This window comes from Halorientalis regularis (genome assembly GCF_023698535.1).
GTDB lineage: Archaea > Halobacteriota > Halobacteria > Halobacteriales > Haloarculaceae > Halorientalis > Halorientalis regularis.
The window spans coordinates 51,630-67,213 of record NZ_JALJCL010000018.1 but is presented as its reverse complement, the minus strand read 5'-3'; the positions used below and the strand labels follow the sequence as shown (position 1 = coordinate 67,213).

Genomic DNA, 15,584 nt, shown 5'->3' with positions numbered 1-15,584 from the left:
GACGAGATCGTCCACGAGCCGAGCCAGGCGTTCGTCGAATCGACGAACGTCTGGGAGTTCATGCAGACCTACGGCATCGACGACTACGAGGCGCTGATCGAGCGAACCACGACCGACATCGACGGCGTCCCCGACTCCGGCGTCGACTGGTTCTGGGACGAACTCGTCGACTACCTCGGGATCGAGTTCTACGAGGACTACGACCAGATCCGTGATGACACCGAGGGCCCGCAGTTCACCGACTGGTACCCCGGCGGCGAGCTCAACATCGCCCACAACGTGGTCGACCGCCACGCCGCCCCCGACAACGAGCGCCGGAACAAGGTCGCCACCATCTGGGAGGGCGAAGACGGCGAGATTCGGGAGGTCACCTTCCACGAACTCCACCGCCAGGCCAACCAGGTCGCCAACGCCCTCGAAGAACGCGGCATCGAGACCGGCGACACCGTCGGCCTCTACATGCCGATGGTCCCCGAGGTCGTCTCGATCCTCTACGGCTGTTTCAAGGTCGGCGCGATCGCCGTCCCCATCTTCTCGGGCTTCGGCGTCGACGCCACCGCCACCCGGATTGAGGACCCAGAGTGTTCGGTCCTGGTGACCGGCGACGGCTTCCTCCGGCGGGGCGATCCGATCACGCTCAAGGAGACCACCGACGAGGCCATCGCACAGGCCGACACCGACGTGGAATCGGTAATCGTCTACGACCGACTCGGAGCGAGCGATCCGGACACGGACCTCTCGATTCCGATGACAGAGGGCCGCGACGAGTGGTGGGCCGACGCCGTCGCCACCCAGTCCGACGAGTACGACACCAAATCCCTCCCCAGCGACCAGGAGTCGATGTTGCTGTATTCGTCGGGCACGACGGGCAAACCCAAAGGCATCGTCCACACCCACGCCGGTGCCCAACTGCAAACCGCCAAGGAACTCTACTTCGGGTTCGACCTGCAACCCTCGGATCGGTTCTTCTGGGTCAGCGACATCGGCTGGATGATGGGCCCCTGGACGTTGATCGGCAACCACACCTTCGGCGGCACCATCTTCATGTACGAGGGCGCGCCCGACCACCCCGAACCTGACCGGTTCTGGGAGATGATCGACCGCCACGACCTCACCCAGTTCGGCATCTCCCCCACCGCCATCCGCGCGCTCCGCAAACAGGGCGACGAGTGGGTCGACGGCCACGACCTCTCCTCGCTCCGGCTTCTTGGCTCGACCGGCGAACCCTGGGACCCCGAGTCCTGGCTCTGGTTCTACCAGAACGTCGGCGGCGGCGACACACCCATTATCAACATCAGTGGGGGCACCGAAATCTGTGGCTGTTTCCTCATGCCCCTCCCCATCCAGTCGCTCAAACCCTGTACCCTCGGCGGACCGGGACTGGGCATGGACATCGACATCGTCGACTCCGACGGCGAGTCCATCGCCGACACCCACGAACGGGGGTATCTGGTCGCGCGTGACTCCTGTCCCTCGATGACCAAATCACTCTGGAGCGGCGACGAGCGCTATCTCAACGAGTACTGGTCGACCTGGGACGACCTGTGGGACCACGGCGACTGGGCCCAGAAAGACGAAGACGGCTTCTGGTTCCTCCACGGCCGGGCCGACGACGCGCTGAACGTGGCCGGCCGCAAAGTCGGCCCCGCCGAGGTCGAGGGTGCGGCGATGGACCACGACGCGGTCAACCAGGCCGCCGCCATCGGGGCCGACGACGACACCACCGGCACCGCCGTCGTCCTCTACGTGATCATGGAAGACGGCGTCGACGAGACGGACGACCTCCGCGAGGAGATCCGCGAGCAGGTCGGCGCTGAACTCGGCAAGCCGTTCCGGCCCCGGGAGGTGCTGTTCGTCGACGAGTTCCCCAAGACCCAGTCGGGCAAGATCATCCGCCGCGCGGTCGAAGCCACCTACGAGGGTGAGGACCTGGGTGACATGAGTAGCATCGAGAACCCCGCGGCGCTGGAAGCTATCGAGGACGCGCGGTAGGTGTATCCCTACTGCCGATCGGCTTCGCGGGCACGTTCGAGGATGGGTTCAGCCTGCGAGACGAGCGGCGCGTCGATCATCTCCCCGTCGATCTTGAAACCGCCGGCATCGGTCTCGTCATCCGCCTTGACGACGCGTTCGGCTCATTCGATCTCCTCATCACTGGGCGTGAACGCATCGTTGATGACCGGGACCTGATCGGGGTGGATCGCCATCTTCCCGTCGTAGCCGAGCTGGGCGGCGAACTCCGTCGCTTCGCGGAACCCCTCCTGATCGCCGTAGTCCGGGTAAATCGTGCCGATCGCGTCGATACCGGCGGCGCTAGCTGCGACGACGACTCGCTCGCGTGCATGACATCCTCCGCGCCGTAAACAGCGCGGTTTCCCAAGCGTTGGGATATTATGGTTCGCGGTTCGCCTGTTCATGTGGGGGCTACTCGGTAGTGTTCAGATTAGCTGATTCCATGCGAAGGCGAACGATTGGAGCCAGTCGTCGGCTGTGTCTCGCTCGGCGTCGCTGAAACAATTTGAGAACGAAGAGGTGCGGCGTTTCACCTCACGAAAGACACGTTCGACACTGTTCCGATTTCCGTGGCGTTCGTATCTGAAATCGAGGCCGTGTCGCTGGCAAGCGTCTTTCAGTGGTGCTGCACCATCGACGAGAAACACGGCGTTCACGAGAACCGGGTTCTCGTGCAGCCCATCAGAACGCAAAGCGTTCTGAGGACGTCGTCCACGTCGTGTTTCTCGCGAAGTTCGGCAAAGAATGCGTGAGCGAGAGCGTTCGCTCTCACCGGTTCAAGCTTTGTGTGGCGTAATTCGTTCGTGTCGGGATCGACCGCAGCGTACAGCCAGTATTGCTCGTCGTTGAGTCGGATCACGGTCTCGTCGACTGCAACGTGATCCGGACTGCATCCAGTTTTGGGCTGTAGATCTGCCTTGTGAACCCAATTATGCACGGTGGATCGCGCTCGCTCAACACCGAATATATCAAGAACCGAAACGGTATTCGAAAGCGAGGGTCCAGCGAGATGTAACTGAATACCGAGCTTCATCAGCAGTCGCGGTGTCGCTTCGCGTTCAACAAACTCTAAGTCGATCCGGTCGATACTCCCGCCGAGGCGTGTGTTTTCGGGCATAGGCACTCAGAAAACACACCGCCTCACTATTCATCCGTATCTGAACACCGCCGCGGAACGGTCGTGGACGGCGGAGTCAGCGACTCCCCGGACCGGCCGTCAACCGCGGCGTCGGTCCGTCGAGGCGGTCGCGGTTGTCCTCGATGGCCAGTCGCACCTCGTCGCTCACGCCGGGCAGGAAGCCGACGGCGACGACCGCCTCGACGGGGTGGGCCTCCAGTTGGCTGCGCGCCTCGAACAGTCGGCCGTAGCCGTCCGACCCCCACTCCACGTCGCTGGCAAAGACCATCTCCCGAAACGTCCGGCCGTAGTTGGCCGCGGCCTTCCGGGAGAGCGTGTCCAGGCGCTGGGTGATCGCCGACCCCTCCCTGTGGGTTCCCAGCAGGAGGTCCGTCAGCGGATAGGCCGTGTCGTCCTCGACGGGCGGCGCGTACGCGCCGGGGATGCGAGTGAGGTGTGGCCCGTCCGCATCGGTCGCGGTACCGTCATCAGTATCATCGCCCTCATCGACCTCGTAGGCGAGAAACCGGGGGATACCGCCCTCGTAGAGGTGGGCGACGACGGCGGGTTCGACGCCGCCACCCAGCGGTGGGGCGGTCCCGATCTGGACGACGGCGGTCAGGGCGCTCATCGCTCGTCGAGCAACGCGCCGGGGTTCATGATTCTCTCGGGGTCGAGGCGGTCTTTGGCGGCGTGGAGCGCCTCGCGGAACTCGTCGGGCGATTCTTTCTCGTACCACTCCCGATGGGTCCGGCCCACGGCGTGGTGGTGGGTGATCGTCCCGCCGTACTCCTCGATCACGTCCGAGGCCGTCGCCTTGATCTCGCGCCACTGTTCGAGTTCCCGGCCCACGTCGGCGGGGGCCAGCAGGGTGTAGTACGGCGCTGGCCCGTCCGGGTAGACGTGGGTGAACCGACAGGAGAGGAAGCCGGCCCCGCACTCCTCCTCCATCACCTCGGTCACCTGCTCGGTGATCTCCTCGTGGAGCCGGTCGAACTGGTCCCATGTGACGGCCGTCTCGAACGTGTCGACGATGACGCCGAGACTCACCAGCGCATTGAACTTGTACGGGGCCTCGAAGAACGCCGACCGCCAGTCACCTTCATCGTCGTCGCGGTCGGGGTCGCCCGCTTCGTCGTCCGCCACTTCCCGATGCGGGCCGTCGTAACTCGGGTCACCCGAGACCGTCCCGCCGTGTTCCTCGGCGATCTCGAGGGCCCGGGCGAGGTCGTCGTCGACGGGGTGATCGGTCGACTCGAAGCCCAGGACGAGGACGTGACTGCCGTCCATCGCGACCTCGTTCATCATCGCTTCTCTGCTATCGAGCAGGCGACAGTTCGCGGGGTAGAGTCGCGCCTGGACGATTTCGCGGGTGGCGTCGACCGCCGCGTCGAAGTCCGCGAACCGAACCGAGGCGCGAGCGCGGTAGGGCGGGCGGGGCTGGACGCGGAGCCAGCCCTCGGTGATCACGCCCAGCGATCCCTCCGAGCCGAGGACGAGCCGGTTCGGGTCGGGGCCGGCACCCGACGCCGGGAGTCGCCGAGACTCGAACTCGCCGGAGGGGGTGACCATTCTGACGTTCTCGACGAAGTCGTCGATGTGGGTGTAGACGGTGGCGAAGTGGCCGCCGGCGCGGGTGGCGATCCATCCGCCAAGCGTCGAGAACTCGTAGGACTGGGGGTAGTGCCTGAGCTGGAGGCCGTGTTCGCGGAGCTGGTCGTTGATCTGAGGCCCGGTCGCTCCGGCCTGAATCTTCGCCGTGCGCGAGTGTTCGTCGACTTCGAGCACCTGGTCCATCTCGCGGAGGTCCAGCGAGCAGACGCCGGCGTAGCCGGCCCCGTCGCCCTCGGGATCGCACTCGACGCCGGCGACGACGCTCGTGCCGCCGCCGTAGGGGACGACCGCGATCCGCTCGTCGGTCGCCCAGTCCAGAATCACGCGGATCTCGCCTTCGTCTCTGGGTTCGGCTACCACGTCCGGGGCCGAGCAGAAGTCACCGTGGAACCCGCGGACGAGATCGCGGTAGCCGCTCCCGTAGGTGTGGCGAATCCGGTCTTCGGTCGTCGTCGAGCAGACCTCTGTGAGGTGGTCCGGGACCGACACGGACGACTCGGGGATCGACACGTCGGAGAGGGTAGGTGGGTCCAGACGGGGGCGTTCGGGGAAGCCGAGCATCGTCTCCATTCTGGTCGCGAGTTCGTCGCGCTCAGACTCGTCCGGAAACTTCTCGGCGTAGCCCCAGCCCCAGAAACTCAGGTCACTGTCGGACATCATCCTAACTGTGTGCAACCGTCTCTAAAGTGTTGGGCCGCAGTGCTCGGTCGCCGTATCAGGGTAGGGGTACCAGAAAAACGGATCCCGGAACGCGCGTCGGCTGGCCAGCCGTCTGCCGGGAGTCCTGATCGTTCGCCGATGCCAATTCCCGAGCGGTTACGACGGTCGTTCCCGTCGAGAACCCCCTGCGGATCGGGGTTCTACTACCATGTTAGAGAGTACCAAACATAACTCTTTCGGCAGTCAGCCGCGGACGTACCGGGCGGTCAGGGTTGCGCCGCCGATGCCGTAGCCGAAACCGGCGGCGTGAGCGAAGACGTTCGTGACGGCTCCGCCCTCGACGATCTCGGTCGGGAACAAGACCGAGACGAAACTCACCAGCAAGATCACGACCAGCACGGTCTGGGCGAGCTGGATCAGTTCCAGCCGCGAGCGTGGCCGGGAGAGCATCGTGGGTCGGGTCGCCTCCCGGCGAATTCCCATCAGACAGGCCCCCCAGCCGACGACGAACAGTCCGCCGACGACCGGCGTCACGTCACCGACGTAGATGAGGTACACCTCGAACAGGAGCAACAGCCAGATGGCGAGTCCGCTGTAACCCGCCACCCGGTAGTCGTAGAGCCGGTTCAGCGACGCCAGCAGGGCGACGAAGACGAAGCCGGCGAAGGCCGCACCGACGCCGGAGAAGCCCCGGCTCACCGGTTCGATACCGGGGTAGAGCAGGCCGATGACGGCGTAGCTGGTGAGACTCACTGCGACGGGCAAGACGAGCAGGAAGCCGACGAAGGTGACCCGGAACCACCGGCGGTGCCCGATCTGCACACAGAGTCCGTACGCCACGAGGGCGGCGGCGACGAATCCCGCGACGTTGCCCACGAGGTGGGTCAGATCGAGGTGGACGAACGCGCTGGTGTACAGCGAGACGGGGTCGACGGACTCGTGGCGGAGAGCCATGCGCGTGCGGACGGCCGGCGGGAGCGTGACGTGAATCCAGACGAGGACGACCGCGACGACGCCGATCAGCCCCAGATCACGGAGGGCCGTCCGAGAACGGTCCACGCTGGCGGCACCCATCGGATCGAACCAGGGACGCCAGCGGCGAAAGAGTCCCGGTTCCGGAGAGAGATCTCCGCTCGACCCGGCACCTGGACCCGCACGTCAGTGTGGCACCTGTCCGCGCGGCCCGGGCACGATTTTTGTCCGCGCGGTGACTGGCCACACGTATGGGACTGGACGAGGACGCACTGGAGTATCACCGGACCGATCCCCCCGGGAAGATCGAGATGGAGACGACCAAGCCGACCAACACGCAACGCGACCTGAGCCTCGCGTACTCGCCGGGCGTCGCCGCCCCCTGCCGCGAGATCAGCGACGACGCCGGCGACGCCTACACCTACACCGCGAAGGGCAACCTCGTCGGCGTCGTCTCGAACGGCTCGGCCGTACTCGGGCTGGGCGACATCGGTGCACAGGCATCCAAGCCCGTAATGGAGGGCAAGGGCGTCCTGTTCAAGCGATTCGCCGATATCGACGTGTTCGACGTGGAGTACGACTTCGCGGATCCGGACAAATTCGTCGAGGCCGTCGCCGGCATGGAACCGACCTTCGGCGGGATCAACCTCGAAGATATCAAAGCACCCGAATGCTTCGAGATCGAGGAGCGCCTCCGCGAGCGCATGTCGATCCCCGTCTTCCACGACGACCAGCACGGGACCGCCATCATTACCGGCGCGGCCCTGCTGAACGCCACGCACATCCTCGAGAAGGACATCGAGGACCTGTCGATCACGTTCGCCGGCGCGGGGGCCGCCGCGACCGCGACCGCCCGCTTCTACGTCTCGCTTGGCGTGCCCCGCGAGCAGATCACCATGGCCGACGAACACGGGATCATCACGACCGAACGCGACGACCTCGATGAGTTCGTCGAACCGTTCGCGAACCCGCCCGGGGAGAGCGGCGACCTCGCCGACGCGATGGCCGGTGCCGACGTGTTCGTCGGCCTCTCGGTCGGCGGCATCGTCTCCCAGGAGATGGTCCAGTCGATGGCCGAGAACCCGGTCGTCTTCGCGATGGCCAACCCCGACCCCGAGATCGACTACGCGTCGGCCAAGGCGGCCCGGGACGACACCGTCATCGTCGCCACCGGACGCTCGGACTACCCGAACCAGGTCAACAACGTCCTCGGGTTTCCCTTCATCTTCCGGGGCGCGCTCGACGCCCGCGCGACCGAGATCAACGAGGAGATGAAAGTCGCCGCGGCCGAGGCCATCGCCCGACTGGCCCGGACGGACGTGCCCGACGCGGTGCGGAAGGCCTACGACGACGAACCGCTCCAGTTCGGCCCCGACTACATCATCCCGAAACCGCTGGACTCCAGAGTCCTGTTCGAGGTCGCGACCGCGGTCGCCCGGGCCGCCATGGACAGCGGCGCGGCCCGCCGCGACCTCGACCTGAGCGCCTACCGCGAACGCCTCGAAGCCCGCCTCGGCAAGTCCCGCGAGATGATGCGCGTCGTCCTCAACCGCGCGCAAAACGACCCCAAACGCGTGGTGCTGGCCGAAGGCGACGACGAAAAGATCGTCCGCGCGGCCCGCCAACTCTCCGCGGAAGGCATCGCCGAGCCCATCCTCGTCGGGGATCGTGAGGAGATCTGGCGCTCCATCGACGACCTCGGACTCGATCTCAATCCCGTCGTCGTCGATCCCGAGGCAGACCAGCTCGAACCGTACGCCGAGCGGCTGTACGAACTCCGGAAACGCAACGGCATCACCCGGAAGGAGGCCGCCGAACTCGTCGAGAACGACAACTACCTCGCCAGCGTCATGGTCGAGATGGGCGACGCCGACGTGATGCTCACCGGCCTGACCCACAACTACCCCTCGGCGCTGAAACCGCCCCTGCAGGTCGTCGGGACCGCCGACGACGCCGACTACGCGGCGGGCGTCTACATGCTCACCTTCAAGAACCGCGTCGTCTTCGTCGCCGACGCCACCGTCAACCAGAACCCCGACTCCGACGTGCTGGAAGAAGTCACGCGCCACACCGCCGACCTAGCCCATCGGTTCGACGTGGACCCCCGCGCCGCCCTGCTCTCCTACTCGGACTTCGGGAGCGTCGACAACGAGGGCACGCGAAAGCCCCGCGAGGCCGCCCAGCGACTCCGGGCCGACCCCGCGGTCGACTTCCCCGTCGACGGGGAGATGCAGGCCGACACCGCGGTCGTGGAGGACCTGCTGACCGACGACTACGAGTTCACCGACCTCGACGGCCCCGCGAACGTCCTCGTCTTCCCCAATCTGGAGGCCGGCAACATCGGCTACAAACTCCTCCAGCGCCTCGGCGGCGCGGAGGCCATCGGCCCGATGCTCGTCGGCATGGACAAGCCCGTCCACGTCCTCCAGCGTGGTGACGAGGTCAACGACATCGTGAACCTGGCAGCGGTGGCGGTGGTCGACGCCCAGCAGAACGACTACTGACCCTCGACTGTCGCCCCACGACCCGCTCGTCGGAACCAGTGGGGAGAAAGCGACCCTCTCGCACGACCCGACGGCGAAGCCGGTCGGCCGCCACCCAGTCGAACGACTACCGCCCGCGACCGATCAGAACTCGCTGAGCCGCGACTGCCCACCGGACGTCGTCTCGTCGCGTTCACTGTCTCGACGGTCACCACCGCGCCGAGAGAGGCTCGCCCGCCGCCGGATTTCGGGGTCGGAGAGGGCTTCCTCCGCTCGGTCCGCGAGTCGACCGAACACCTCGCGGGCCCGCTCACGGTGCGCTTCGAGTTCGACGACTGGCCGGGGATAGTCCTCGCCGATCCGGATCCCACACTCGTCCTGTACCGCCAGCGGTGCCTTCTCGGGCTGGTCGAGGTGTTCGGTCGGGAACGCACGCAGTTCCGGGACGTACTCCCGGACGAACTCGCCGTCCGGGTCGTTCTCGCGAACCTGTTTGCGCGGGTTGTAGATCCGCACCGGACTGACGCCGGTCAGCGCCGACTGGGACTGCCACTGCGTGTAGTTGATCGCCGCGTCCGCGTCGATCAGGTGCCGGTAGAAGTGGTCGGCACCCACCTTCCACCAGCACTGGAGAATGTACGTGTAGAAGCTGGCACACATCGCCCGCATCCGGAAGTTGAGCCAGCCCGTCTCCTGGAGCGCGCGCATCGAGGCGTCCACGAGCGGGTAGCCCGTTCGCCCCTCCCGCCAGGCGGCGACCAGTTCCGGGTCGTGCCGGCCACGGAACAGCCCGGTGTAGACGGGGTTGACGGCCCGGTCCATCCAGCCCGGCCAGTCCGCGAGTTTCTGGTTGTAGTGGCGATTCCAGTACAGCCGACTCGTGAACATCTCTCGGGCGGTCCCCGCCGGTGCGTTGCGGTGTAGATAGCGGTAGACCTGTCTCGGCGTGAGACACCCGAACGCGAGATACGGCGACAGCCGACTGCTGTTGCGTTCCGCTTTCGCCGGCGGGGCGATACTCCCCGGATAGTCGGTGATCGTGTCCGCGAACCCGGTCAGCCGCGTCCACCCGGCCGAGGGACCGCCCTCGGGTACGTCTACCTTCTCCGGTTCGACGCCGTACTCGCGTTCGACGTCGGCGACGCTCGTCTCGCTCTCGAGGGGGTTGTCGGAGAGTCGACCCGGTGGCCGTATCGGATCGCGCTCGAAGTACGCCTCCGCCTGCTCGCTCCAGTCGTAGTCCCCGCGAGCGCGGTCGGTCCAGTCGATTCCGTCGTCGGCGAGTACCCGAACGTCCGGCCGGTCGAACAGCCGCTCGTCCCGTTCGCGCCCGTACCGCCCGGTGACGCTCCGGTTGACGTAGATCCGGTCGACCGGCAGGTCCTCGAGTACGTCTTCGGGATCACCGTGAAACAGCGCCAGATCGCTTCCGTGGTCGCCGTAGCGCGCCGCCAGATCGGTGAGGGACTCGTGGACGAACCGCAGTCGAGCGTCACAGGCCATGCCGCTCCGGTAGAACTGCGGATCGAAGACGTAGACGGGGCAGGGCCGTCCGTCCGCGACGGCCGCGGCGAGGGCGGCGTTGTCCCGGACTCGGAGGTCGTCGCGATGCCAGACCGCGATCCGAGGCTCGCTCATCGACCGTCCTAGCGGCCTCGGCGACCTAAATCCCAGCCCCCGGCTACCTCTGTCGCCCGTGGGCCAGGCCTTTCACCACTCCGCCATAATCGCCTGTATGTCCGACGAGGAGAACGTCCTCGGCACCGAGTTAGAGCCCTGCAGTGAAGACCCGATGACCGGCTTCGAACGGGACGGATGCTGTCGTCCGCACCCCGCCGACGCCGGCCGGCACGAACTCTGTGCCGTCGTGACCGAGGAGTTTCTGGAGTTCAGCAAACAGCGAGGGAACGACCTGATCACACCCCGGCCGGAGTTGAACTTCCCCGGCCTCGACCCCGGTGACCGGTGGTGTCTCTGCGTGGGTCGCTGGATCGAAGCCGAGGCGGAGGGTGTCGCGCCGCCCGTCGTGCTGGAAGCGACGAGCGACGCGGTACTGGAGGACGTTATGTTCACGACACTGAACGAATACGAGTACGAGGACTAAACCCATCGCTCTCGGATATCGGTTCGTCAGGAAGTGGGGTCGGAGAGATTTGAACTCCCGATCGACTGATATCTCCGGTCGCGCCTCGGAACTCCAGAGGGTCATCAGCGCGGACAGTGATCAGCCGTCCGCTCAGTATATCAGTCTGGAGTTTCGTCACCGGGCACGGTGCCTCTGGAGTCAGTCGCCATGCCGGACTTGGCCACGACCCCGCATCACCTGCTTGGATCAGTTTCCCTAAAGGGATTTCGATTCGATCAGTCCCGGTCCGTCTCCGACCAGTCACAGTCCTGGCATTTCCGTCCGGTGACGAACTCGGTGACGGAGGGCATGTAGCCCACTTCGAGGACGTTGCCGCCGCAGTCGGGGCAGTCCTCTTCGGCGTCTTCGATAGCTTCTGCGTCCATCACACTCTCGCCTTCGACGATCTCGGCCAGTTTGCCTGGCGTGACCATCCGTCCCTGAACGACGCGGTTGTCGGCCATACCCACACTCGCGGAGTCACGTCCCTAAGCTTTCCCTTCGACGCGAACTTACAACCAGGGGGCGTGGTCCTCTTCGGCGACGGTGTCGGCACTCGCGGGCCCGACGGAATCGTACTCGTCGCCGTCGGACTCGTCGTCGCCCTCCCCGCCCGACCGAAAGTCCGCGACCGAGTCCTCCGGATCGAACGCGAACAGGAAGGTCATGCCCAGGACTGCGAGGGCCAGCGGGGCGTCGCCGGGCACGAGACCGAACAGGCCCAGCGGGAGGACGCCGAGGGCGACGGCGCTCCCGAATCGGAACCGATCGATGTCGACGATGTCGCGGAGCCACGGCCCGAACAGCGCGAGGTGGAGCGCGAAGGCGACGGCGACCAGCGCCGCGGCGGCAGCCCGAGCCATTAGTTCGGGATCGAACTGGATGGCCAGCTGTGCGCCGGCGGGGTCGAGGCTGGCGACCAGGCCGAGCGCGATGATAATTGCCGGTCGTGGCAGGTAGTCACCGATCCGGGCGCTGGCGGTCTGGGCGGCCACAGCGAGGATGACGAGGCCGGCGAACCGCTCGAACACCGCGAGGTCGAGAAACCCGGCGATGGTCGGGGCCAGCGCCGCCTCGACGACGGCACCGACCACGACGACACTCCCGACGAGCAGGACGGATTTGGCCTGCTCCCGGGGGCTTCCGTCCATGTCGGCCAGGACGACCGCGACGGTCGCGCTCCCGCCGAAGATCAACAGGCCGACCTCCAGAATGCCAGTCGGTTCGGACAGCGCACCGGCGAGCACGAGCGCCGGGAAGATACCGTCCAGTAGCGGGAGACACATGACGGTCGCGAGCAGGCGCGTCGCACCGCCGACGCGCTGCTCGATGCGGAGCGCGACCGGATGCTGAGACTGGCTCATTCAGTGCGAACGGCCCTCTCCCGTGGCCATCGGGTGGTGTACACGATATACCGGGGCGCGTCGGCGCGGGTCGCCGTCGCCCGCCGTGGCCGATTTCCCCGCCAGATTGAATGTGCGACCGTCGCAGAATGTGTTGTCGCCACTCGCTGGCGACGGCTCGCTCGCGACACGCACGTTCGATTGGCTGGCGGAGTCCATACTCGTAACAAGTATTGTCGGAGACATAAGCGTTGTGTGGTATACGACCCCATACCCCGCGAATCGTCCAGTCTTGCAGTCGGGAACTGTGCGGTCGTATCACTTCTTGCTCATTGCCGAGACGAACACTCACTTCTGGCCGGGCACGCGGCCAGACCGTGACGAGTCGGCCGGTGTGACCCGGCCACGAAGACGGGCCGTCTCGCAACGTTTTTCCCCGGCCCGGTTCCACGGTTTACATGGCGAACGACAACGAGTTTTTCTCGGAGAAACTCCGGGTTCCAGAGGCGCTGACGTTCGACGACGTACTCCTCCGACCCAAGGAGAGCCGCGTCGAACCGGACGAAGCCGACACGACGACACGCGTCTCGAAAAACGTCGAACTCACGGTGCCGGTCCTCTCGGCAGCGATGGACACCGTCACGGAGAGCGACATGGCCATCGCGATGGCTCGACAGGGCGGACTGGGTGTCCTTCACCAGAACATGACCATCGACGAGATGGTGACCGAGATCGAGCGTATCAAGCGCGCCGACGAACTCATCATCCGCGACGTGGTCACGGCCAACCCCGAGCAGACGGTCAGGGACGTCGACGAGATGATGGAGCGTGCAGGCGTCTCCGGTGCCCCCGTCGTCGACGACGACGAGAAGGTCCTCGGCATCATCTCCGGCACCGACATCCGGCCGTACCTGGAGGTCGGCGACCGCGACGAGGTCAAGGAGGCCATGACCGACGAAGTCATCACGGCCCCCGAGGACGTGACCGCCCGCGAAGCGCTCGAACTGATGTACGACCACAAGATCGAGCGCGTCCCCATCGTCGACGCGGAGGACCGCCTCGTCGGCCTCGTGACGATGCAGGGCATCCTCCAGCGCCGCGAATACGACGACGCCGCCCGCGACGAAGCCGGCAAGCTCCGCGCCGGCGTCGCGGTCGGTCCCCACGATACCGAGCGTGCGACCGCCGCCGACGACGCCGGTGCCGACGTACTCTTCATCGACTGCGCCCACGCCCACAACCGCAACGTCATCGAGAGCGCCCGCGACATCAAAAACCGCGTCGAGGCCGACGTGGTCGTTGGCAACATCGGCACCCGCGAGGCCGCCGAGGCCGTCGTCGACTTCGCCGACGGCGTCAAGGTCGGGATCGGCCCGGGTTCGATCTGTACCACCCGCGTCGTCACCGGTGCGGGGATGCCACAGATCACCGCCGTCGCGCAGGTCGCCGACGTGGCCAGCCAGCACGACGTGCCCGTCATCGCAGACGGTGGCATCCGTTACTCCGGCGATGCGATCAAGGCCATCGCGGCTGGTGCCGACGCAGTGATGCTCGGCTCGTACTTCGCCGGCACCGCCGAGGCTCCGGGCCGGGTCATCACCATGAACGGCAAGAAGTACAAGCAGTACCGCGGGATGGGGAGCGTCGGCGCGATGAAGTCCGGCGGCGGCGAACGCTACATGAAGGAGGAAGACGAAGACGATAATCTCGTTCCCGAAGGCGTCGAGGCCGCCACGCCGTATCAGGGGCCGCTCGAAGACGAAGTCCACCAGCTCGTCGGCGGCATGCAGAGCGGCATGGGGTACGTCGGTGCCGAGACGATTCCGGAGTTCAAAGAACGCGCCGAGTTCGTCCGTGTCTCCTCGGCCGGCCAGCAGGAGAGTCACCCCCACGACGTGGTCATCACAGACGAAGCGCCCAACTACAGTCCCGAGGAGTAACTGGTGAAAAATGCGACGTGGGCCGATGTGCGATTCCGGTTCGCCCGCTACCGACAGCTATCGGAGTCCCTTCCCGTCGGTTTCACAGGCTGGACTGCAGTACGTGTTCGCTGCGGCGTTCGAGCTCGGGTGCGCACTGAACTCCTCGTTACAGCTGTCACAGGTGTAGGTCTCGAACTCCGACATCACTACACACTGTACGAGGCCGACAGAAGAAGCCTTCGGACAGTCAGAACACATATCCCGGTCCGGACCCGCTGTGGAGCCACAGTTGGCGACGGCACGGCTCCGGTCGACAGGTTCGTCGAGGCAGTGCCACCAGCGATTGCCGTCTACGCGCTCGCGCTCTTGTTGCTCGCGATCTCCGTGATGAATTTGATCCGCGAAATCGGTACCATCGGGCTCGGACTCGGTCCCGTCTTCGCGGTCTCGATCAACGCAGCGCTCTCCCTGGGTGTCTGTCAAGCGGGCCAGAGGCTCTCGACGTCGTCGCTCGCTCCGGGTCGAAAGCCAGTCGTCGCGATGTGGTGTCTCGGGGGCACGGGGACGGCCGTCCTCGTCGTCTGGTTCACCGTCTTCGTCCGTGAACTCGAAGGCCGGACCGAACCGGAGTCAGTGTTCGCGCTGGTCGTCATCACCGCCCTCGGAGGCCTGTTCGGCGGCCGGATCGGGTTTCTCTACGAGAGCCAGAGAGAAGAGGTAGCCCGAGCCAGCGAGGTGCGTGACACGATGGCCTTCACCAACAGCCTGCTCTGACACGACGTGCTCAACGGACTCCAGATCATGCAGGGCCACGCCGAAATCGTCGAAGCGACCGACGACGACCTCGTCAGCGAGTCCGGCCGAGCCCTGACGAAACAGGTCGACACGCTCACCGAACTCCTCGAAGAAGTCCGTGCCGTCTCGAACGTCCTCCTCGACGAGGCCGAACCAGAGCCAATCGACCTGCTGCCGGTGCTCGACGACGCGGTCGAGACTGCCAACGAATCGCTACTCGACGCGACCGTCGAGACTGACCTCCCGGACACCCTCGAAGCCGTTGACACCCTCGCGCTCAAACCGGTCTTCACGACCCTCCTGAACAACGCGGTACAACACTCCGCCGACGATCCGACAATTCGTGTCACCGGCCACCGCGACGGCGACCGGGTCGTGGTCACTGTCGCCGACGACGGCCCCGGCGTCCTGCCGGTCGAGCGCGACCGTATCTTCGAGCGTGGCGTCACGTCGGACGGTGGCGACGGCGGCCTCGCCTCCACATCGTCGCGACGATTCTCGGCTGTACCGACGGTGCCATCCACATCGAAGACAGCGATC

13 protein-coding genes, 1 tRNA gene and 3 pseudogenes are annotated in these 15,584 nt (G+C 65.8%); 6 read left to right on the top strand and 11 right to left on the bottom strand.

The annotated features are described in order from the left end of the window. A partial coding sequence (locus MU521_RS19190; protein ID WP_250864821.1) for an AMP-binding protein occupies positions 1–1,992 on the top strand: 1,992 nt, incomplete at its 5' end. Positions 1,993–2,000: 8 nt separating this feature from the next. On the opposite strand, the pseudogene MU521_RS19185 reads toward MU521_RS19190, so the two are convergent. The 5 genes and pseudogenes from MU521_RS19185 to MU521_RS19165 form a co-directional block, all read right to left on the bottom strand. Then, positions 2,001–2,345: pseudogene (locus MU521_RS19185) on the bottom strand (HpcH/HpaI aldolase/citrate lyase family protein); the annotation flags it as partial. 93 nt (positions 2,346–2,438) lie between these two features. Beyond that, positions 2,439–3,130, bottom strand: a pseudogene (locus MU521_RS19180) (IS6 family transposase). Positions 3,131–3,206: 76 nt separating this feature from the next. Next, the gene (locus tag MU521_RS19175; protein WP_092694871.1) at positions 3,207–3,761 is read right to left on the bottom strand and encodes a hypothetical protein; all 555 of its coding nucleotides are present in this window, start codon (positions 3,759–3,761) and stop codon (positions 3,207–3,209) included. Beyond that, the gene (locus MU521_RS19170) at positions 3,758–5,401 is read right to left on the bottom strand and encodes an FAD-binding oxidoreductase (protein ID WP_092694869.1); all 1,644 of its coding nucleotides are present in this window, start codon (positions 5,399–5,401) and stop codon (positions 3,758–3,760) included. The genes MU521_RS19175 and MU521_RS19170 overlap by 4 nt, the downstream gene beginning before the upstream one ends. A 246-nt stretch (positions 5,402–5,647) precedes the next feature. Then, positions 5,648–6,478, bottom strand: a complete 831-nt coding sequence (locus MU521_RS19165) for a rhomboid family intramembrane serine protease (protein WP_092694867.1) — start codon at positions 6,476–6,478, stop codon at positions 5,648–5,650. Positions 6,479–6,627: 149 nt separating this feature from the next. Between MU521_RS19165 and MU521_RS19160 the strand changes: the two genes are divergently transcribed. Then, complete coding sequence (locus tag MU521_RS19160; RefSeq protein WP_175452930.1) at positions 6,628–8,880, top strand: NADP-dependent malic enzyme; 2,253 nt, start codon at positions 6,628–6,630, stop codon at positions 8,878–8,880. Between the two features lie 123 nt (positions 8,881–9,003). Here the strand turns inward: MU521_RS19160 and MU521_RS19155 are convergent, their stop codons facing one another. Continuing rightward, entirely contained in the window at positions 9,004–10,497 is a 1,494-nt protein-coding gene (locus MU521_RS19155; RefSeq protein WP_092694865.1) for an FAD-binding domain-containing protein, read from the bottom strand. A gap of 97 nt (positions 10,498–10,594) precedes the next feature. Here MU521_RS19155 and MU521_RS19150 point away from each other — a divergent pair, with 97 nt between their 5' ends. Further along, positions 10,595–10,963, top strand: coding sequence for a DUF2237 family protein (locus MU521_RS19150; protein ID WP_092694863.1), 369 nt, complete (start codon positions 10,595–10,597; stop codon positions 10,961–10,963). A 34-nt stretch (positions 10,964–10,997) separates the two neighbouring features. On the opposite strand, the gene MU521_RS19145 is transcribed toward MU521_RS19150, so the two are convergent. The 4 genes from MU521_RS19145 to MU521_RS21950 all read right to left on the bottom strand — a co-directional run bounded on the left by MU521_RS19145 (position 10,998) and on the right by MU521_RS21950 (position 12,546). Further along, positions 10,998–11,175 (bottom strand) — tRNA-Trp (locus tag MU521_RS19145). A gap of 45 nt (positions 11,176–11,220) precedes the next feature. Next, the gene (locus tag MU521_RS19140) at positions 11,221–11,448 is read right to left on the bottom strand and encodes a DUF5795 family protein (RefSeq protein WP_092694861.1); all 228 of its coding nucleotides are present in this window, start codon (positions 11,446–11,448) and stop codon (positions 11,221–11,223) included. Between the two features lie 48 nt (positions 11,449–11,496). Continuing rightward, the gene (locus tag MU521_RS19135) at positions 11,497–12,348 is read right to left on the bottom strand and encodes a DUF5794 domain-containing protein (RefSeq protein ID WP_092694859.1); all 852 of its coding nucleotides are present in this window, start codon (positions 12,346–12,348) and stop codon (positions 11,497–11,499) included. Then, positions 12,349–12,546, bottom strand: a complete 198-nt coding sequence (locus MU521_RS21950; protein ID WP_490166458.1) for a DUF8099 family protein — start codon at positions 12,544–12,546, stop codon at positions 12,349–12,351. Positions 12,547–12,785: 239 nt separating this feature from the next. Between MU521_RS21950 and guaB the strand changes: the two genes are divergently transcribed. Further along, positions 12,786–14,267 (top strand): IMP dehydrogenase, encoded by a 1,482-nt coding sequence (gene guaB / locus MU521_RS19130; protein ID WP_092694857.1) that lies wholly within the window; start codon positions 12,786–12,788, stop codon positions 14,265–14,267. Between the two features lie 57 nt (positions 14,268–14,324). On the opposite strand, the gene MU521_RS21530 is transcribed toward guaB, so the two are convergent. Next, the gene (locus MU521_RS21530; RefSeq protein WP_281187067.1) at positions 14,325–14,453 is read right to left on the bottom strand and encodes a hypothetical protein; all 129 of its coding nucleotides are present in this window, start codon (positions 14,451–14,453) and stop codon (positions 14,325–14,327) included. A 126-nt stretch (positions 14,454–14,579) separates the two neighbouring features. Between MU521_RS21530 and MU521_RS19125 the strand changes: the two genes are divergently transcribed. Together MU521_RS19125 and MU521_RS19120 are read left to right on the top strand one after the other, a co-directional pair. Next, a complete protein-coding gene (locus tag MU521_RS19125) occupies positions 14,580–15,023 on the top strand; it encodes a hypothetical protein (RefSeq protein WP_175452929.1) in 444 nt (147 codons plus the stop codon). A 27-nt stretch (positions 15,024–15,050) separates the two neighbouring features. Next, positions 15,051–15,524: pseudogene (locus tag MU521_RS19120) on the top strand (sensor histidine kinase); the annotation flags it as partial. Between the last annotated feature and the right edge of the window lie 60 nt (positions 15,525–15,584).